Below are 19,849 nucleotides of genomic sequence, written 5' to 3'. Positions count from 1 at the left end.
GGAGCCGTCACTTGAACCGGATGCCGATGAGGCGCTGGAGGAGGATGAACGCGAAGAGCAGCCCGCCGATCACGATCTTCGTCCACCAGGAGTTGAGGCTGCCGTCGAACGTGATCAGCGTCTGGATGACGCCGAGCACCAGCACGCCGAGGACGGTGCCGAAGACGTAGCCGGACCCGCCGGTGAGCACGGTCCCGCCGATCACCACCGCGGCGATCACGTCCAGCTCCATGCCGATGCCGATCAGCGGCGCGCCGGAGAGCGTGTAGAACGACAGCAGGATGCCGCCGATCGCCGAGCACAGCCCGCTGATGGTGTAGACGGCGATCCGGGTGCGCCCGACCGGCAGGCCCATCAGCAACGCCGACTGCGCGTTGCCGCCGACCGCGTACACGTTGCGGCCGAACCGGGTGTACGCCAGCACGTACGCGGCCACCAGGACCACCGCGAACGCGATCAGCACACTGATCGACACGAAGTTCCCGGCCGGATTGCCGATGCGCTCCTGGGACATGCCGGTCCAGAAGCCGTCGGTGATGGAGATCGAGGCGCCGCTGATGAACGTGCACATGCCCCGGGCGAAGAACATCCCGGCGAGCGTGACGATGAACGGCTGGATGTCGAAGAAGTGGATCGCGCAGCCCATCAGGAATCCCAGCGCCGGGCCGATGAGCAACGCGATGACGAGCACCAGGGCCGCCGGCATCCCGTCGCGCAGCAGCGCGGCCGACACCATCGTGGTCATCGCCACCACCGAACCGACGGACAGGTCGATGCCGCCGGTGAGGATCACGAACGTCATGCCGACCGCGACCACGAGAAGGAAACCGTTGTCGATGAAGACGTTGAAGACCACCTGGACGTTGGAGAAGGCGCGGTACTGCGACACCCCGATGCCGTACATGACCAGCAGCAACGCGAGTGTGGCCAGCACCGGGACGTGCCGCCGGGGCAGGCTGGGCCGCCAGGACCGGACGGTGGACAACGACGTGCTGGTCATGCCGGCACCTGCTCCTTCTCCCGCTGCGGCGTGGCCGGGCCGGGCTCGACGCCGCGCCGGCGCCGCCACCGGAACCGGGCCCGGAAGGCAGGGGCCTGGATCAGGCAGACGGCGATGACGACGACGGCCTTGAACAGCAGCGACGTCTGCGGCGAGATGTTCATGGCGTACACGGTGGTGGTCAGGGTCTGGATGATCAGCGCACCGAGGACGGTGCCGCCCAGCGAGAACCGGCCGCCGGCCAGCGAGGTGCCGCCGATCACCACCGCGAGGATCGCGTCGAGTTCGATCCAGAGCCCGGCGGCGTTGCCGTCCGCGCTGGACACGTTCGCGGTGACCATGAAGCCGGCGATCGCGGCGCACGCGGCGCTGACCACGTAGACGAGGAAGACGATGCGTCGGGACCGGATGCCGGCCAACCGGCTGGCCTCGGCGTTGCCGCCGACCGACTCCACGATCAGCCCGAGCGCGGTACGCCGGGTGAACGCGGCCACCAGCAGCGCCGCGGCGAGCGCGATCAGGATGGCCAGCGGCAGCGTCAGGACGTGCCCGACCCCGATGGCCCGGTAGGGCTCCGAGTTGATCGTGAGGATCTGCCCCTCGGTGACGAGCTGGGCGATCCCCCGACCGGCCACCATGAGGATCAACGTGGCGATGATGGGCTGGATGCCGATCACCGCGACCAGCACCCCGTTCCACGCGCCGAGCACCAGCGCGACGCCGAACGCCAGGGCGAGCGCGGTGAGCACGGTGGACAGGCTGTTCGGGTCGGCCGACTCGCTGATGTGCAGGCAGGCGATCGCGCCGCTGATGGCGCAGAGCGAGCCGACGGACAGGTCGATGCCGCCGGTCGCGATGACCAGGGTCATGCCGAGCGCGACGAGGATCAGCGGCGCGCTCAACCGGAGGATGTCGATCGGGGTGCCGTACAGGTGGCCGCTCTTGACCTCCACGGCGAGGAAGCCGGGCCGGTAGGCGGTGTTCGCGGCGAGCATCACCACGAGCACCAGGACCGGCCAGAACAGGCGGTGCCCGGTCAGCGGGCGGAGGCGTTCGGTGACGGTGTTCATCGGTTCACCTCCTCCCGGGGGGTTCCGCTGGCGATGGTGCGCATGACGCGGTCGGCGTCGAGCGAGTTGTCGTTGTCGAGCTGGGCGACCATCTCGCGGTCCCGCATGACCGCGACCCGGTGGCTCAGGCGCAGCACCTCCTCCAGCTCGGCGGAGATGAACAGCACCGCCATGCCGCCGTCGGAGAGCTGCACCACCAGCTTCTGGATCTCGGCCTTGGCGCCGATGTCGATGCCGCGGGTGGGCTCGTCGAGGATGAGCAGGCGCGGCTCGGTGATGAGCCAGCGCGCCAGCAGCACCTTCTGCTGGTTGCCGCCGGACAGGTTGCGCACCGGCAGCTCCGGGTTCGCCGGCCGGATGCTGAGCGCCTGAACGTACTTCTGGACCAGCTCGTCCTGCCGGCGGCGCGGGATCGGGCGGAGCCAGCCGCGCGCGGCCTGCATCGCCAGGATCATGTTCTCCCGGACCGACAGCTCACCGACGATGCCCTCCGCGCGGCGGTTCTCCGAGCAGAAGCCGATGCCCCGGTCGATGGCCTGGATCGGGGTACGCAGCGGCGCCCGGCCGCCGTCGACGAGGACCTGACCGTGGTCGGCGCGGTCGGCCCCGAAGAGCAGCCGGGCCACCTCGGTCCGGCCGGAGCCGAGCAGGCCGGCCAGGCCGACCACCTCACCGGCGTGGATGCGCAGGCTGAACGGGGCGACCGCGCCGCGGCGGCCCAGCTCGGCGGCGTCCACCAGCGGTGCCCGCCCGTCCGGCGCGACGGTGGCGCGCTTCTGCTGCTCCTCGAGCCGTTCCAGCACGTCCAGCTCCTGGCCGATCATTTTCTCCACCAGGCTGAACTGCGGCAGCTCCTCGGTGCGGTACTCCCCCACCAGGGTGCCGTTGCGCAGCACCGTGATGCGGTCGGCGATGTCGTAGACCTGGTCCAGGAAGTGGGTGACGAACAGGATCGCGATCCCCTCGTCGCGGAGCTGGCGCATGATCCGGAAGAGCTGGGCGACCTCGCCGGCGTCCAGGCTGGAGGTCGGTTCGTCGAGGATGAGCACCCGGGCCCGCACGTCGATCGCCCGGGCGATGGCGACCATCTGCTGCACGGCGAGCGAGTACGTCCCGAGCGGCGCGGCGACGTCCAGGTCGAGGTCGAGCCGGGCCAGGAGCGCCCGGGCCCGGCGACGCATCTCGCCCCAGTGCACGGCGCCCAACCGGCGGGGCTCCCGGCCGATGAAGATGTTCTCCGCCACCGACAGGTTCGTGCAGAGGTTGATCTCCTGGTAGACGGTGCTGACGCCGGCCGCGGCGGCCTGCATCGGCCCGCTGAACGACACCTGGTCACCGGCGAGCGTGACGGTGCCGGCGTCGGTGTCGTAGACGCCGGTCAACACCTTGATCAGGGTGGACTTGCCGGCGCCGTTCTCGCCCATGAGGGCGTGGACCTCGCCCGGGAACAGCCGGAAGTCGACGTCGTGGAGCGCGCGGACCCCGGGGAAGGTCTTGCTGATTCCGGTCATGGTCAGGACCGGACGGTCACCCGTCATACCATCGGACCTCTTCTGGAAACGGTGGTGGCACGGGGGCCGCCGTCGGTGTGACGGCGACCCCCGGGTGTGGCTCAGTACTTGCGGTTGGGCAGTGCCTCCTTGGCCTGCTCCTGGGTGAAGGTCGTCTCCTGGGTCTCGATCCGGGCCGGCACCTCCTCACCGGCCTTGACCTTCTTCACCAGGTCCATCAGCTGCGGGCCGAGCAGCGGGCTGCACTCGGCGATGAAGTTGAACTTGCCGTCCGCGAGCGCCTGCATGCCATCCTTCACCGCGTCGACGGTGATGATGGTGATGTCCTTGCCGGGCACCTTGCCGGCCGCGGTGATCGCCTCGAGCGCGCCCAGGCCCATGTCGTCGTTGTGCGCGAAGAGCACGTCGATCTTCGGGTTGGCCTTCAGGAACTGCTCCATCACCTGCTTGCCGCCGGCACGGCTGAAGTCGCCGTCCTGCGACGCGATGATCTTCAGGTTGGGGTTGGCCGCGATGGCCTCGCCAAAGCCCTTCTTCCGGTCGTTCGCCGGGGCCGAGCCGGTCGAGCCCTGAAGCTCGACGATGTTGACCGGGCCGGTGGCCGACTTCTTCTGCTCCACCAGCCACTCGCCGGCGAGCCGGCCCTCCTTGACGAAGTCCGAGCCGAGGAACGTCTTGTAGAGCGACTTGTCCGGCGAGTCGACCGCGCGGTCGGTCAGGATCACCGGGATCTTGGCGTCCTTGGCCTCCTTGAGCACGGTGTCCCAACCGGACTCGACCTTCGGCGAGAAGGCGATGACGTCGACCTTCTGCTGGATGAAGTTCCGGATCGCCTTGATCTGGTTCTCCTGCTTGCCCTGCGCGTCGTCGAACTTCAGCTCGATGCCGGCCTGACCCGCCGCCTCCTTGATGGAGGTGGTGTTGGCGGTCCGCCAGCCGCTCTCCGCGCCGACCTGGGAGAAACCCAGGACGATCTTGTCGTTGCCGCCGCCGCCGGAATCGCCGCCGGTGTCGCTGTTGCCGCAGGCGACCATGCCGCCGGCGAGCAGCACGCCGGTCAGGGCCGCGATCACCGTACGGGCCGTACTCCTGGTTCGCATCGTTCTCCTCGGGGTGGGGTGATCCGGGCGCGCGACCGGCGGGGCCGGGGCGACCGGTTGTGGTGGTGGGATGAGGTGGTGCTGGTCCGGGTCACCCGGCGGGCGGGCGCTGGCCGTACACGTTCTGGTAGCGGTCGTGGAGCGCGTCGACGTCGGCCGACGCGATCGGCAGCGGCGGCCCGAGCGCGCGGGCCAGGTGTGCGGTGCGGGCGACGTCCTCGCACATCACCGCCGCCTTGACCGCCGCGCGGGCGTCCCTGCCGATGCTGAACACGCCGTGGTTGCGCATGAGCACCGCGGGCGAGCGGTGCCCGGACAGCGTGCTGACGATGCCCTTGCCGATGTCGTCGCCGCCGATCAGGGCGAACGGACCGACCGGGATCTCGCCGCCGAACTCGTCGGCCTGCGCGGTCAACCAGCACGGGATCGCCTCGCCCCGGGCCGCCCAGGCGGTGGCGTAGCCGCTGTGCGTGTGCACCACGCCGCCGACCTCGGGCATCGCGCGGTAGACGTAGGCGTGCGCGGCGGTGTCACTCGACGGCGAGCCCGCGCCGTCGACCACGACCCCGTTGAGGTCGCAGACCACCATCGTGTCGGCGGTGAGGTCGTCGTAGTCCACGCCGCTCGGCTTGATCACCATCAGGTCCTGGCCGGGGACGCGCGCCGAGACGTTGCCGGCCGTCCAGGCCACCAGGCGGTAGCGGGTCAGCTCGCCGTGCAGGCGGGCCACCGTCTCGCGGAGCGCGGTGACCTGCCGGGCGATGTCGGGGTTCATCCCACCACCTCCAGGGCCGGGTCGGCGGGCGTCACGGCGGCGTCCACCGCCGCGTTCCGGATCGCCCGCAGGCGGAGCATGACGTCGTTCGCGCCGCGACCGAAGTGGTCGTGCAGCGCCCGGTACTCGGCGTAGAGCGCGTCGTACGCCCGCACGTTCTCCGGGATCGGCCGGTAGACGGCCTCGTCCACCCGCCCCATGGCCGCCGACGCCTCGTGGATCGACGGGTACGCCCCGGCCGCGACCGCCGCGTGGATGGCCGACCCGAGCGCCGGCCCCTGGGCGGAGCCGATGATGCCCAGCGGCCGGTTGGTGACGTCGGCGTAGATCTGCATCAGCAGGCGGTTCGAGGTGAGCCCGCCGGCCACCACCAGGTCGTCGACCGGCACGCCCGCCTCGGCGAACGCCTCGATGATCATCCGGGTGCCGTACGCGGTGGCCTCCAGCAGCGCGCGGTAGACGTCCGGCGGCCGGGTGGCCAGCGTCAGCCCGACGACCAGCCCGCTGAGGTCGTGGTTGACCAGGAGTGAGCGGTTGCCGTTCCACCAGTCCAGCGCCACCAGCCCGTGCGCGCCGACGGGCTGGGCGGCGGCCAGCTCGGTGAGCCGCTCGTGCGAGTCGAGGCCGGCCGGGGCGGCGTGCCGCACGAACCAGCCGAAGATGTCCCCCACGCCGCTCTGCCCGGCCTCGAAGCCCCAGGCGCCCGGGCTGATGCCGCCGTCGACGACGCCGCACATGCCGGGGACCTCGGCGGGGTGGGTGCCGTTGAGCACGTGGCAGGTGGAGGTGCCCATGATCGCCACCAGCCGGCCCGGGCGCAGCGCCTGCGCGGACGCCGCGGTGACGTGCGCGTCGACGTTGCCGACCGCGACCGCGATGCCCTCGGGCAGCCCGGTCCAGGCGGCGGCGCGGGCGCTCAGCACGCCGGCGCGGTCGCCCAGCGGCAGCAGCGGGCCGTCCAGCTTGGTCACGAAGTCGGGGAAGCCGGGGTCGAGCGCGGCGAGGTACTCCGGCGACGGGTAACGGCCGTCCTGCCGGATTCCCTTGTAGCCGGCGGTGCAGGCGTTACGCGTCTGGACGCCGCACAGCTCCCAGACGATCCAGTCGGCCGCCTCGATGAAGCGCTCGGCCCGCCGGTAGACCTCGGGGTCCTCGGCCAGGATCTGCAACCCCTTGGCGAACTGCCACTCGGCGGAGATCTTGCCGCCGTAGCGGCCGATCCACGGCTCGCCGCGCTCGTGCGCGAGGGCGTTGATCCGGTCGGCCTGCGGCTGCGCGGCGTGGTGCTTCCACAGCTTGACCCAGGCGTGCGGCCGGTGGCGCAGCTCCGGGACCTCGCACAGCGGCGTGCCGTCGGCGAGCGTCGGCAGCACGGTGCAGGCGGTGAAGTCGGTGCCGATGCCGACCACCCGGGCCGGGTCCACCCCGGCGGCGGCCAGCGCGGCCGGCACCGCCTCGCGCAGCACGTCGCGGTAGTTGTCCGGGTCCTGCAGGGCCCAGTCCGGGGGCAGCGCCGGGCCGCCGTCGGGCAGCGCCGTCTCGATCACCCCGTGCCGGTACTCGTGCACCGCGGTGCCGAGTTCGGCGCCGTCCCGGACCCGCACCACGAGCGCCCGCCCGGACAGCGTGCCGAAATCGACCCCGACCACGTACCGGTCGGTCGCCTCCACGTCGCTCATCTACACCTCCACCGCGTCACGGAGTTAGTGTTAGCGCTCACATATACATCCGTCAAGACACCTCCGCGCAACGGCTGCGTAACGGAGCCGACGGCGACGCCGCACCCTCCAGCGTCGGCGCGGGGACCGGCCCGCCCAGGCCGACGGAAGATCCACCACGGACGCCGGCGAACGGCTGTCAACACTCGGACAAGGAGCGTTGTTAGCGACAACAATCGATGCCCTGAGAGTCGGTGAACGAACGGAGCGGCCAGCGACCCGACGGGACATACGGAGACGCGGCGCGACGCCCCCAGAGGGGCTCTCAACGGCCTGTTTCCGACCCGACCGGCGGACGGAGAGCCCTCCGGGCGACCACGCCGCGACGGGCATGACGATTTACACAGCTTGATGTCAGCGATAACATTTCTAACCTCGCCGTGCCGCTGCGCACCCCGGGACGGGACGACCCCGCCGCGCCCCGGAGGGACGGCCGGGGCCGCGACGGGGTGGCCGATCCGGTCGGACACCGGCGCGGCTGTGGAGCGTCGACATCGGACGCGGAACGACACGACAGACAGCCGGCCGCCGCGGCGTGCACGAGGGCGACCGGATGACCGGCCGGACGGCACACCCCCCGTCCGGCCGGACGCTCACCGGCTACCCGCGGCCCGGCGCTTGTTCCAGATGTCGAACGCCACCGCGGCGAGCAGCACCAGCCCCTTCACCACCGACTGGATCGACTGGTCGATGCCCATGAGCTGCATACCGTTGCTCATCACCGCCATGATCAGGCCACCCACCATCGCGCCGACCACGGTGCCCACCCCGCCGGTGACCGCCGCGCCGCCGATGAAGGCCGCCGCGATCGCGTCCAGCTCGAACATGTTGCCCGCCGCCGGCTGGGCCCCGTTGGAGCGCGACGAGTAGATCACGCCGGCCACCGCGGAGAGGAAGCCCATGTTGACGAAGACCCAGAAGTTGACCGTCTTCACCCGCACGCCGGACAGCGTCGCCGCCGGCAGGTTGCCACCGATCGCGTAGACCTGGCGACCGAAGACGGTACGGCGGGTGAGCAGGCCGTAGACGAGCACCAGCACGGCCAGGACGATCAGCACGATCGGCAGGCCCCGGGCGTGCGCGAGCTGCCAGGCGAACCACATGACGACGGCGCCGACCACCGCCACGCGCAGCACGAAGAGCGGGAACGACTCCACCGGCTGCTCGTGGCGGACCCGGGCCAGCCGGGTCCGGAACACGCTCGCCGCGTACCCCACCACCGCGAAGACACCGATGAACAGCGTGAACGCGTCGAAGCCCTGGCCACCGAGCAGGCCGTTGAGGAAGCCGGCCGCGACCCGCTGGTACTCGGCCGGGAACGGCGACAGCGAGATGTTGTCCAGCACCCGCAGCGTCAGGCCACGGAACAACAACATGCCGGCCAGCGTGACGATGAACGCCGGAATGCCGGCGTACGCGACCCAGAGACCGTGCCAGGCGCCCACCGCGACGCCCACGGCGAGCGCGGCGAGGATGCCGACCCACCACGGCATGCCCTCCCGGATCACCAGCACGGCCGAGACCGCGCCGGTCAGCGCCACCACCGACCCGACGGACAGGTCGATGTGCCCGCCGATGATCACGATGACCATGCCGATCGCGAGCACCAGGATGTAGGAGTACTGAAGAACGATGTTGGTGAGGTTGCCGGGGCTCAGCGAGACGCCGTCGGTGAGGATCGCGAACAGCGCGACGATCACCACCAGGGCGATGTAGATGCCGCTCTGCCGCAGGTTGCCGAGGATCAGCGTCCGCGGGTCACTGGTCCCGGTCTTCAGGGTGGCGGCGGCGCCGGCGTCGGGCGCGTCGACCTTCGGGGAGGTGGCGGGCTTCGTGCTGGTCATCCGACGAGATCCCTGTCCTTGGTCATGAGTTCCATCAGGTTCTCCTGGGTGGCGTCGCCCACCGGCACCTCGCCGGTGATCCGGCCGGCCGCCAGGGTGTAGATGCGGTCGCACATGCCGAGCAGCTCGGGCAGCTCGGAGGAGATGATGACGACGGCCTTGCCGTCTGCCACCAGGCGGTTGACGATCGTGTAGATCTCGAACTTCGCCCCGACGTCGATGCCCCGGGTCGGCTCGTCGAGGATCAGCACGTCCGGGTCGGTGAACAGCCACTTCGCCAGCACGACCTTCTGCTGGTTGCCGCCGGAGAGCTTGCCCACCACCGACATGACGCTCGGCGCCTTGATGTTCATGTCGCGCCGGCCCCGCTCGGCGACCGTGATCTCCGCGTTGCCGTCGATCCAGCCGTTGCGCGCGAGCTTGCCGAGCGCGGCGGCCGAGATGTTGCCCCGTACGTCGTCGATCAGGTTGAGGCCGTAGTGCTTGCGGTCCTCCGTCGCGTACGCGATGCCGGCGGCGATCGCCTCGGCCACCGTGCGGGGCCGCACCTGGCGGCCGTTGACGAAGACCCGGCCGGTGATGTCCCGGCCGTACGCCCGGCCGAATACGCTCATCGCCAGCTCGGTGCGGCCGGCACCCATCAGGCCGGCGATGCCGACCACCTCGCCGGCGCGGACCGTGAGTGAGGCGTGGTCCACCACCAGCCGGTCCTGGGTCGGGTGACGCACCGTCCAGTCCTCGATCCGCAGCACCTCGGCGCCGGGCGTCGACGTCCGGGTCGGGTAGAACGCCGCGAGGTCGCGACCGACCATGCCGCGGATGATCCGGTCCTGGGTCGCCGTGCCGTCGCCCATGTCCAGCGTCTCGACCGTGCGGCCGTCCCGGATCACGGTCGTCGAGTCCGCGACCGCGGTGATCTCGCCCAGCTTGTGCGAGATCATGATGCAGGTGATGCCCTGGTCGCGGAGCCGCCGCAGCAGGTCCAGCAGGTGCGCCGAGTCGACGTCGTTGAGCGCCGCGGTCGGCTCGTCCAGGATGAGCAGCCGCACCTTCTTGGACAGCGCCTTGGCGATCTCCACCAACTGCTGCTTGCCCACCCCGAGCTGGATCACCGGGGTCACCGGGTTCTCGTGCAGCCCGACCGAGCGCAGCAGCGCCGCGGCCTCCGCGTTGGTCCGGTGCCAGTCGATCAGCCCGGCGCGACCACGGCGCTCGTTGCCGAGGAAGATGTTCTCGGCGATCGACAGGTACGGCACCAGCGCCAGCTCCTGGTGGATGATGACGATGCCGTCGGACTCGCTGTCCCGGATGCCCCGGAACCCGACCGGCTCGCCGTCGAGGACGATCTGCCCGTCGTAGCTGCCGGTCGGGTACACCCCGGACAACACCTTCATCAGGGTGGACTTGCCGGCGCCGTTCTCGCCGCAGATCGCGTGGATCTCGCCGCGCCGGACGGCGAGCGAGACGTCCTGGAGCGCGGCCACTCCGGGAAAGGTCTTCGTGATGTTCCGCATTTCGAGGATGTGATCGCTCATGGAAACCGTCCTGCTCGTGGCCGTCGCGTCGGTGCGCCGGCGGGCCCAGCGACAGGTGCGTCACCGGGCCCGCCGGAGAGCGGCTCAGCCGGCCCGACCGGCGGCGACCTCCTCGGCGGTCAGGTAGCCGGAGTCGATCAGCGCCGACTTGATGTCGTCCTTGTAGACGGTCTGCACCGGCAGCAGGAACGCGGGCACGACCTTGACGCCGTTGTCGTACGCCTTGGTGTCGTTCGCCTTGGGCTCCTGCTTCTTGAGGAACGCCTCGGCGGCGACCACGGCCTGGTCGGCGAGCAGGCGGGTGTCCTTGAAGACGGTCGAGCTCTGCACGCCGTCGTTGATGAGCTTGACGGAGGCGACCTCGGCGTCCTGGCCGGTGATCACCGGCAACTTCTTGGCCCCGCCGCGGTAGCCGGCGTTCTGCAGGGCGGTGATGATGCCCCGGGAGATGCCGTCGAACGGCGACAGCACGCCGTCGACCTTGCTGCCGTCGTTGTAGCTGGAGGTGAGCACATCCTCCATCCGCTTCTGCGCGGTCTCCTGCTGCCAGCGCAGGATGGCGATCTGCTCGATCTTCGTCTGACCCGACTTCACCTTCAGCGTGCCGGCCTCGAAGTACGGCTTGAGCGTGTCCATCGCGCCGTTGAAGAAGAAGTGGGCGTTGTTGTCGTCGAGCGAGCCGGCGAACAACTCCACGTTGAACGGGCCGGTCGCGCTGCCCTTCGAGCCGTCCTTGTTCTGTAGCCCGAGGCCGACCAGGAGCGCGTTGGCCTGCGCCACGCCGACCTTGTAGTTGTCGAAGCTGACGTAGAAGTCGACGTTCGGGCTGTTGCGGATGAGCCGGTCGTAGGAGATGACCGGGATCTTCGCCGCCGCGGCGGCCTGGAGCTGACCGCTGAGCGCGGTGCCGTCGATCGGGGCGATCACCAGCACGTCCGCGCCCTGCGTGATCATCTGGTCGATCTGCTGCGACTGGGTGGGGATCTCGTCGCCGGCGTACTGCAGGTCGACCTTGTAGCCCTTGGCCTGGAGCTTCTCCTTCACCGAGTTGCCGTCGGCGATCCACCGCTCCGAGGTCTGGGTCGGCATCGAGACGCCGATGGTCAGGTCGCCGGGCTTGGCCGAGCTGGTGTCCCCGCCGCCACCCGCGCCCTCACCACTGCATGCGGCCAGGCTGACGGCGATCGCGACGCCACCGAGCGCGGCCAGAAATCGTCTGCGCACGAGCTTCCTCTCCCCTGCGTACTCACGGACCCACGGATAACCCTCCCCGGAGTGTTAACGCTCACAAGATTCACCGTCAACCGATGACGGGAAATGCGCATGTCTCGGTCTCGTAACAAGGCTCGGCTACGGCCGGCCGGTTCGCCCGCGGTGTCCGGCGGCGCGACGACGGATCGCCGCGCCGCCGGAGACGTGCCTCAGAGGGCGGCGCAGGTCGGGGTCAGCCCCGACGCGCTGCCGGTGCCCTGGAACCCGAACTCGGTGCTCTGACCGGCCCCGAGCTGGCCGTTGTAGTCCACATTCGCGAACCGCACCGTGCCGGTGCTACCACTGGCGGTCGCACTCCACGTGTTCGTCACACTCGCCCCACCGGGCAACGTCAGACTCACCGCCCAACTCCGCGTACCCGCCGAACCCGCCGTCACCTTCACCGTCGCCACGAACCCACCGGTCCACGAGTTCAGCGACACCGACGCCGAACACGCACCCGGCACCGGCGGCGCCGGCGTCGTCGGACTCGGCGGCGGCGTGGTCGGGCTGGGCGGCGGCGTGGTCGGACTCGGCGGCGGGCTGGTCGGGCTGGGCGGCGGCGTGGTCGGACTCGGCGGCGGGGTGGTCGCCCCGGTACCGTCGAAGCCGAGGAAGCGCACCGCCTGGGCGGCGTCGAACGGAATCGAGTGGCCGTAGCCCTGGAAGCTGATCGCCTCGACCGGCGGCGTCCCACCGGTGCCGCCGTAGCGGGTCCGGGTGGCGCTGGCCTGCGGGTAGTCCGTCATGCTCGGGGTCTGCGAGACACCCAGCACGTTGGTCCACTGCTTGATCTGCTCACCGAAGTTGACGTAGCTCAGCGTGGTGTCCGTGGTGCCGTGCCAGATCTGCATGCGGGGACGCCGGCCGGTGTAGCCGGGGTACGCGTTGCGGACCAGGTCCCCCCACTGCTGCGGGGTCTTGGTGATCCGCCCGCCGGAGCACTCGCTGTTCCACTCCGAGCCGTTGGTGGTGGCGAAGCAGCCGAACGGCACGCCCGACGAGCTGACCCCGGCGTGGAAGACGTCCGGGTACACGCCGGCCATCACGTTTGTCATCATGGCGCCGGACGAAGCGCCGGCGACGCCGATGCGGGCCGGGTCGACCGGGTACCGGCCCGTCACGTAGTCGATCATCGACTTGAGACCGACCGGGTCGCTGCCGCCACCGCGCCGCAGCGCCTGCGGCGACGACACGTCCCAGCACTTGCTGCTGCGGGTCACCGACGGGTAGATCACGATGAACCCGTAGCGGTCGGCCAGCGGGCTGTAGCCGGAGCCGGTGTGCATGGCCGGACCGCTGCCGGTGCAGTAGTGCAGGACCAGCAGCAGGGCCGGCCGGGCCGGGAGCCGGTCCGGCACGTACAGGTGCATCTGTAGGTTTGTCGGGTTGGTGCCGAAGTTCGTCACCTGGGTGAGCGCGGCGGCGGACGCCGGGCCGGCGGCGCTGACGACGGCGACCGCCGTCGTCAGCGCCGTCGCCAGCACGGCCGCGAACAGCGCGATCTTCGCTCTCATCGACGGTTCCTCCAAGGCGGGGGGACGGGAGGGAGGCCGCCGGCCCGGCCCACGGTGCGCGCGGGCCGGGCCGACGACAGGCTCAGAGGGCGGCGCAGGTCGGGGTCAGCCCCGACGCGCTGCCGGTGCCCTGGAACCCGAACTCGGTGCTCTGACCGGCCCCGAGCTGGCCGTTGTAGTCCACATTCGCGAACCGCACCGTGCCGGTGCTACCACTGGCGGTCGCACTCCACGTGTTCGTCACACTCGCCCCACCGGGCAACGTCAGACTCACCGCCCAACTCCGCGTACCCGCCGAACCCGCCGTCACCTTCACCGTCGCCACGAACCCACCGGTCCACGAGTTCAGCGACACCGACGCCGAACACGCACCCGGCACCGGCGGCGCCGGCGTCGTCGGACTCGGCGGCGGCGTGGTCGGGTTGCCCGGCGTGGTCGGCGGCGGGGTGTTGGACCCTCCCGCGTTGAGCGCGTTCAGCACCGACGTGTACGCGGCCTTCTTGTTGCCGGCGCAGTCGAAGAGCAGCGCGTTGTCCGAGCCGCGCCACGAGTCGCAGTCCCGCACGCCCCACACGGTGATGCCGGTGCAGCGCGACACCGCCATGCAGGACCGGGTGACCGTGCCGAAGATGTTCGCCTGGTTACCGCCGGTCATCACGTCCAGCTCGGTGATCTGCACGTCCACGCCGAGGTCGGCGAAGCGCTGGAGGTTGGCCTGGTAGTCGCCCGGGATCGTGGTGCCCAGGTGCGACTGGAAGCCGACGCAGTCGATCGGCACGCCCCGGGACTTGAAGTCCCGCACCATGTTGTAGACGCCCGTCGACTTCGCGTTGACCCCGTCGGTGTTGTAGTCGTTGTAGCAGAGCTTCGCGCCCGGGTCGGCGGCCCGCGCGGCCCGGAAGGCCGCCTCGATCCAGTCGTTGCCGGTGCGCTGGAGGTTGGAGTCGCGGCGCCCACCGCCGCCACCGTCGGCGAACGCCTCGTTCACCACGTCCCAGGCGTAGATCTGGCCACGGAAGTGCGTGGCGACCTGGGTGACGTGGTTGATCGCGGCGTTGCGCAGCGCGGTGCCGGACAGGCCCTGCGCCCAGCTCGGCTGCTGCTGGTGCCAGAGCAGGGCGTGGCCGCGCACGCTCATCCCGTTGGCCCGGGCGTGGCTGACCAGCCGGTCACCACCGGTGTAGTTGAACCGCCCCTGCTGGGGCTCGGTGGCGTCCCACTTCATCTCGTTCTCGGCCACCACGGAGTTGAACTCGCGGTTCAGCACCGTCACGTACGTGTTGTCGGACAGTTTGCCGGTGGCGACCGCGGCGCCGAAGTAGCGGCCCTTCTCGGCCGCCGACGCGCCCAGGGTCGTGCCGGCGCTGGCGTGGGGCGCCAGCGCCACCGCCATGCCGGCGGCTAGCGCGCCGGCCAACAGGCTGGTGGACAGCAGGGCTCTCATGGGTCTCATGCGGATTCCTCTTCCGGGTTGCAGCGGTGGTGGTGCGACGCCTCGTCCCGCCTCGACGGCGGTGCCGAGGGTCCGGCCAGCGCGGCTCGCCCGGTGAGCCTTGCGGTGCCTGTGCCCTGCCATCGACTGTGAGCGATAACATGCGGCGCGTCAAGTCGCGGGCCGCAGCCGGCTGTGGCCGACTCCGGCTAGCCCGCCCCGCCCGAGGGCACCGGCACGGCGCCGGACCGGCCCGGCTCGGCGGCGAGCAGCCGGGCGGCGAACTGGTGCACGGTGCGCAGCATCGTGTACCGGGGACGCGCCGCGTGGTGCCGGGCCGTCAACAACGACTTCGCCACCAGCCCGTCGAGCACCACCCGGGTGCCGGGCCGCCACCGCGGTGCGACGCCGCAGACCCGGTCCACCTCGTCCAGGCCGAAGAGCCGGGGCAGCCCACCGAGGCGGACGAAGCACCAGCGCTCGGCCGGCGTCAGGCAGTCGAGGCTGCGGTGCAGCGCGGCGGACAGCGACCGCCCGGACACCGGCTGCCCGGGCCGTCGGGGCGGCTCCAGGGTGGCGAGCGGGTTGTCCAGGTGGCGCAGCAGCTCGTCCAGGGTCCGGTCGGCCATCCGTTCGGCGGCCAGCTCGACGGCGAGCGGCAGCCGGTCGACCAGGCCGCAGATGGTGGCCACCGTGCCGACCTCCTCGACGCCCAACTCGAAGCCGGGTCGGGCCCGGGCGGCCCGGCGGGCGAACAGCTGCACGGCGGGCATGCCGCGTTCCCCGTCCGGGCCGGTGGTCAGCGCCGGCAACGGCGGCAGGCGCCACACCGACTCGTAGGGCAGGCCGAGCGGCTCACGCGAGGTGACCAGCACGGTGACCCGACGACCGGCCCGCACCACGTCGTGCACCAGGCCGGCGCAGGTGTCGGTGAGCCGGTCGACGTTGTCCAGCACCAGCAGCACGTGCCGGTCGGCCAGCAGCCGGGCCACGGGTGCCGGGTCCGGGCCGGCCCGGCGGACGCGGCGACGGATCGCCCGCAGCGCGTCGGCCGGGGTGCGGGCGGCGGCGAGGTCGACGGTGACGACGCCGTCGGCGTACCCCTCGCCGGCCCGCTGCGCGACGGCGGTGGCGAGCGCCGACTTGCCCCCGCCCGCCGGCCCGGCCACGGTGACCACCCGCTGCTCGGCGAGCAGGTCGGACAACGCGGCGAGGTCGACCTCCCGGCCGACCAGGTCCGCGTCGTCCGGGGCCGGGTCCGGTCCGGAGGGTCTCCCGCCGGCCGCGCCGCGGGCCGGCGGAGGCGTCCCGGGTCGGCGCGGCGCGGGACCGCGTCGCAGCTCACGGCCGGCGGCGGCCAGTTCCGGACCGGGCTCGATGCCCAGTTCGGCGGTGAGCCGGGCGGTGATCTCGGCGAGCCGGTCCCGGGCGGTCGCCCGCCGGCCGGTCCGCGCCAACACGCTGACGTGCCCGGCCTGCACGGCCTCGTGCAGCGGCTCGGCGGCGGCGAGCCGTGCCGCGACGGCCAGCACCTCGTCCGGCCGGTCGAGGTCCAGACCGAGACGGACCAGATCGAGGCCGGCGTTGACCCATTCCCGGCGGAGCGCGGCGACCGTCTCCGACCCCGGCAGCAGCCCGCGCAGGTCGGTCAGGTCGGGATCGGACCAGCCGGCGACCGCGGCGGTCAGCAGCGCGAACGCGGTCGTCGGGTGGGCTCGGCGCGCCAGGACGCGGGCCGCCTCGGTGAGCCGCCGGAACCGGGGCAGGTCGACCTGGTCCGGGTGGAGCTGGAGGCGGTACGCCCGGGGCGCGGAGACGATCACGTTGGTACGGGCGTGCCGGGGCGACGCCGGCTCCAACGCGCGCCGCAACCGCGCCACGTAGGTGTGCAGGAGACGGCTCCCGCTGGGCGGCGGACGGTCGCCCCACAGCGACCGGGCGAGCGTCTCGATCGGGAGGTTCTCCCCGACGTGCAGGGCCAGCAACGCCAGCAACGCGCGCTGCTTCGACGGACCGAGCGCCACCGGCGTGCCGCCGTCGTGGACCCGGACCGCGCCGAGCACGGTGACGGAGAAGTGACGTTCCACGGATCGGTGATTCCCTCCCCTGACCGCTCCCTGTCTGCGCGTCAAGAATGCTGCATACCGCTCGTGCCACGCTTCTTCGTGTTTGCCGGCCCGGCGTGGAACTTTCGGCCCGGACGCGGACCAGGGGAGGATCGTCAATGACCACACTCGCCAGACCCACCACCGACCGCCCGCTCACCCGGGACCGCCGCCCGATCGCCGCGCTGGTGGCCGTGGCCGGGGGCCTGCTGCTCGCCATGCTCTGGTCGTTCGAGCTGGTCGACCACGTGATCGGTGACTCCGTCGCCAACTCCGTGCTCGGCACCGACGCCAAGCAGACCGTGATCGGCGGCTCGGCGGCCGGCGCCCTGTTCGCCTTCGTCTCCGGCTTCGCCGGCACGTTCACCGCCTGCAACATCGCCGTGTTCGGCGCGCTGCCGGACGTCGCCGGCCGGGCCGACGGGTCACGCCGGGGGCGCGTCGCCGCCGTGCTGGCGCCGCTGGGCTGGCTGGCGCTCGGGCTGGTGGCGGTGGCCGCGGTGTACGGCTTCGTGGCCGTGCTGATCGGGTCCCGGCTTCCCCAGCTCTCCACGGCCACCGTCGGCTCCGGCTTCCCGGTCCGGCTGGTGCAGGCGTCCTTGGTGTTCGGGCTGATCGGGCTGGCGTTCGCCGCGCTCGGCCTGGCGGCGCTGGGGTTGCTCCCCGACCCGTTCGCCAACCGGCCCACGGCCCGCCTGGTGACGCTCGGCGCCCTGGTCGGCGGCTTCCTGGTCGGGCGGCCGTACCCGCTGTTCCACAAGCTGCTGGAGCAGGCGGTGGACAGTCACAACCCGTTCTACGGCGCGCTGGCGCTCGTCCTCCAGTCGCTGGGCAACATCCTGGTGATGGTCGTGCTGGCGCTGCTGCTGGTGCTGGGCACGCGTGGCGGCGTACAGCGGTGGTTGTCCCGGCCCGGCCGGGCCGGCCTGCTGGTCGGCGTCGCGCTGCTGGTGCTCGGCGCGTTCCTGGTCTTCTACTGGGACGTGCGGCTGCCCGCCAAGTTCGGCTACGGCTGGTTCCCGACCATGCCCTGGAACGCCTGACCGTCGTCCCCGTCGCGCCCACCGGCTGCGGCCACCGCCACGGTGCGCAGCAGCCGGTAGCGGGCGCCGTCCGGGCCGGCGTCCGGCTCCAGCAGGCACTCGTCGGCCAACCGGTCGAGCACGTCGCGCACCTCGCCGTCCGGGACGATGCCGGCGCAGCGCGCGACCGCGTCGTCCGGGGAGAAGCGCAGCTCCCCCCGGGCCAACCGGGCCAGGCACGCCCGGTCGGTCGGGCGCAGCGGGGCCAGGCTGCGCCGCAGCGCCGAGGTGAGTGACCGGTGGTGCCGCGGGTGTCCCCGCCGCCGCGGTCGCAGCAGGTGGAGCGGGTCGGCGACCCGCCGGAGCACGCCGTCGAGACTGTCGGTGTAGAGGCAGGCGGCGGCAAGCTCCAGGGCCAGCGGCAGCCCGTCCAGCTCGCGGCAGATCCGGGCCACCGTCGGAGCGTCGGCCGGCGACAGGCGGAAACCGGGGCGGACCAGCCGGGCCCGGTCGACGAAGAGGCGCACCGCCGGATTCGCGGCCAGCGTGTCCACGTCCGCCGGCCCGGGGACCGGTAGCGGGCCGAGCCGGAACACCGCCGCGCGGGCCGGCCCGGGCCGGCGGCGGGAGGTGACCAGCACGGCCGTACGGGGGCAGCGGTGCCGCGCGTACTCGATCATCTCCGCGGCGCGCCCGGCCAGGTGCTCGACGTCGTTGAGCACCAGCAGCATCCGACGCTCCGCCACGACGCGCAGCGGATCGGCGGTGGCCGCCAGCCCCAGCGTCTCGGCGAGCAGGCGCAGCACCGCGCCGCAGTCCGGGGCCTCGGCCGCGTCCACGGCGGCGACGCCGTCCGGGAACACGGCGGCGACCCGTTCGGCGACCGCCAGGCCGGTGGCGGACTTGCCGCAGCCGGCCGGGCCGACGATGGTCACGTGCCGGTGCGCCACCAGCAGCGTGGCGCAGTGCGCGACCTCGGCGTCACGGCCGATCAGCGTGCCGAGGGCCGGCCCCGGCCCGCGCCAGCCGGGCGGCCGGGCGGCCCGCGGCCGGGCCGGGGCGCCCGACGCCGCCCGGGCCGGTGCGTCCCCGGCGCGCAGCAACGCGGCGTGGATGCGGCGCAGTTCCGGCCCGGGCTCCACGCCCAGCTCGGCGCGGAGCCGGGCCCGGACGTCGAGGTAGTGGTGCACGGCGGCGGCGCGCTGGCCGCTGCCCGCGAGCACCTCCAGGTAGCGGGCCTGCACCGCCTCCTGCAACGGCTCGGCGGCGGCGAGCCGTTCGACCACCGGCACCACCTGCGAGGTCTGGCCCAGGGCGACCGCCACCGAGGCGTACAGCAGGCCGGCGTCGACCCAGGCGGCGCGCAGCGCGGTGACGTGCCGCGGACCGGCCAGCAGGCCGGTGAGGTGGGTGAGCGTCGGGTCCCGCCACAGGTCCAGCGCGGTGGCGAGCAGTTCGAACGCGTCGTCGAGCGCGCCGGCCGCCCGCCGGCTGCGGGCCCGGCCGAGCAGTGCCCGGAACCGGCACGCGTCGACGTCCTCCGGGGGGACGTCGAGCCGGTAGCCGCCGGGCACCGAGGCGATGACGTTGGTGCGGGCCCGGGGCGCGGTGTCGGGCTCCAGCACCTGGCGCAGCCGGGCGACGTACGTCCGGATGAGGTGTGCGCCACTGTCCGGCGCGTCGGCGCCCCAGAGCGCCTCGGTGAGCGCGCCCAGCAGGACCGGCTGCCGGGGGTGCAGGGCGAGGTAGCCCAGGACCGCACGTTGGCGGGCGGGACCCAACGGGATCTCCACCGGGCCGCGGAGCGCGGCGACCGGGCCCAGCACCCTGATGCGGACCGGGTCCACGGCAGCGGCCATGTGCGCCTCCCCCCCATCGGGGAGGCTAGGCGACCGGCAGATGACTGTCCATGACGGAGCGCCATACTCCGATGACACACCGCACAACTGGCCGGCATTGCGCACGGCAG

Annotated in this window: 14 protein-coding genes; 1 reads left to right on the top strand and 13 read right to left on the bottom strand. The window is 72.1% G+C overall.

The features are described 5' to 3' along the window. Positions 1 to 7: 7 nt before the first annotated feature. From yjfF to ACZ6O5_RS01405, 12 genes are all read right to left on the bottom strand, one after another. On the bottom strand, positions 8 to 1,000 hold the full coding sequence (gene yjfF, locus ACZ6O5_RS01460) for a galactofuranose ABC transporter, permease protein YjfF (protein WP_465973956.1): 993 nt from the start codon (positions 998 to 1,000) through the stop codon (positions 8 to 10). Further along, positions 997 to 2,070 carry an ABC transporter permease gene (locus ACZ6O5_RS01455; RefSeq protein ID WP_465973955.1) on the bottom strand — a complete coding sequence of 358 codons (1,074 nt, stop codon included), beginning with the start codon at positions 2,068 to 2,070 and terminating at the stop codon, positions 997 to 999. The genes yjfF and ACZ6O5_RS01455 overlap by 4 nt, the downstream gene beginning before the upstream one ends. Further along, positions 2,067 to 3,608, bottom strand: a complete 1,542-nt coding sequence (locus tag ACZ6O5_RS01450) for a sugar ABC transporter ATP-binding protein (RefSeq protein WP_465973954.1) — start codon at positions 3,606 to 3,608, stop codon at positions 2,067 to 2,069. The genes ACZ6O5_RS01455 and ACZ6O5_RS01450 overlap by 4 nt, the downstream gene beginning before the upstream one ends. A gap of 74 nt (positions 3,609 to 3,682) precedes the next feature. Then, positions 3,683 to 4,681, bottom strand: a complete 999-nt coding sequence (locus ACZ6O5_RS01445; protein WP_465973953.1) for an ABC transporter substrate-binding protein — start codon at positions 4,679 to 4,681, stop codon at positions 3,683 to 3,685. A gap of 91 nt (positions 4,682 to 4,772) precedes the next feature. Further along, positions 4,773 to 5,456, bottom strand: coding sequence for an L-ribulose-5-phosphate 4-epimerase (locus tag ACZ6O5_RS01440; protein ID WP_425786754.1), 684 nt, complete (start codon positions 5,454 to 5,456; stop codon positions 4,773 to 4,775). Further along, positions 5,453 to 7,135, bottom strand: a complete 1,683-nt coding sequence (gene araB / locus ACZ6O5_RS01435; protein ID WP_465973952.1) for a ribulokinase — start codon at positions 7,133 to 7,135, stop codon at positions 5,453 to 5,455. Before araB ends, ACZ6O5_RS01440 begins: the two co-directional genes overlap by 4 nt. A 632-nt stretch (positions 7,136 to 7,767) precedes the next feature. Further along, the gene (gene mmsB / locus ACZ6O5_RS01430) at positions 7,768 to 9,018 is read right to left on the bottom strand and encodes a multiple monosaccharide ABC transporter permease (protein ID WP_357297612.1); all 1,251 of its coding nucleotides are present in this window, start codon (positions 9,016 to 9,018) and stop codon (positions 7,768 to 7,770) included. Further along, positions 9,015 to 10,553, bottom strand: a complete 1,539-nt coding sequence (mmsA, locus tag ACZ6O5_RS01425; RefSeq protein ID WP_465973951.1) for a multiple monosaccharide ABC transporter ATP-binding protein — start codon at positions 10,551 to 10,553, stop codon at positions 9,015 to 9,017. The genes mmsB and mmsA overlap by 4 nt, the downstream gene beginning before the upstream one ends. Before the next feature lie 84 nt (positions 10,554 to 10,637). Further along, positions 10,638 to 11,777: a multiple monosaccharide ABC transporter substrate-binding protein gene (gene chvE / locus ACZ6O5_RS01420; protein WP_465973950.1), complete on the bottom strand. Its 1,140-nt coding sequence runs from the start codon at positions 11,775 to 11,777 to the stop codon at positions 10,638 to 10,640. 197 nt (positions 11,778 to 11,974) lie between these two features. After that, complete coding sequence (locus ACZ6O5_RS01415; protein ID WP_465973949.1) at positions 11,975 to 13,321, bottom strand: extracellular catalytic domain type 1 short-chain-length polyhydroxyalkanoate depolymerase; 1,347 nt, start codon at positions 13,319 to 13,321, stop codon at positions 11,975 to 11,977. An 82-nt stretch (positions 13,322 to 13,403) separates the two neighbouring features. After that, positions 13,404 to 14,774 carry an endo-1,4-beta-xylanase gene (locus ACZ6O5_RS01410; protein ID WP_465973948.1) on the bottom strand — a complete coding sequence of 457 codons (1,371 nt, stop codon included), beginning with the start codon at positions 14,772 to 14,774 and terminating at the stop codon, positions 13,404 to 13,406. Between the two features lie 188 nt (positions 14,775 to 14,962). Further along, positions 14,963 to 16,840, bottom strand: coding sequence for an AfsR/SARP family transcriptional regulator (locus ACZ6O5_RS01405; protein ID WP_465973947.1), 1,878 nt, complete (start codon positions 16,838 to 16,840; stop codon positions 14,963 to 14,965). A gap of 137 nt (positions 16,841 to 16,977) precedes the next feature. Here ACZ6O5_RS01405 and ACZ6O5_RS01400 point away from each other — a divergent pair, with 137 nt between their 5' ends. After that, the gene (locus tag ACZ6O5_RS01400) at positions 16,978 to 17,901 is read left to right on the top strand and encodes a hypothetical protein (protein ID WP_465973946.1); all 924 of its coding nucleotides are present in this window, start codon (positions 16,978 to 16,980) and stop codon (positions 17,899 to 17,901) included. On the opposite strand, the gene ACZ6O5_RS01395 is transcribed toward ACZ6O5_RS01400, so the two are convergent. Then, positions 17,865 to 19,739, bottom strand: coding sequence for an AfsR/SARP family transcriptional regulator (locus ACZ6O5_RS01395; protein ID WP_465973945.1), 1,875 nt, complete (start codon positions 19,737 to 19,739; stop codon positions 17,865 to 17,867). The genes ACZ6O5_RS01400 and ACZ6O5_RS01395 overlap by 37 nt on opposite strands. Positions 19,740 to 19,849: the final 110 nt, after the last annotated feature.

Source organism: Micromonospora sp. NPDC049201 (assembly GCF_055586805.1).
This window is presented reverse-complemented; position numbering and strand designations above follow the sequence as displayed.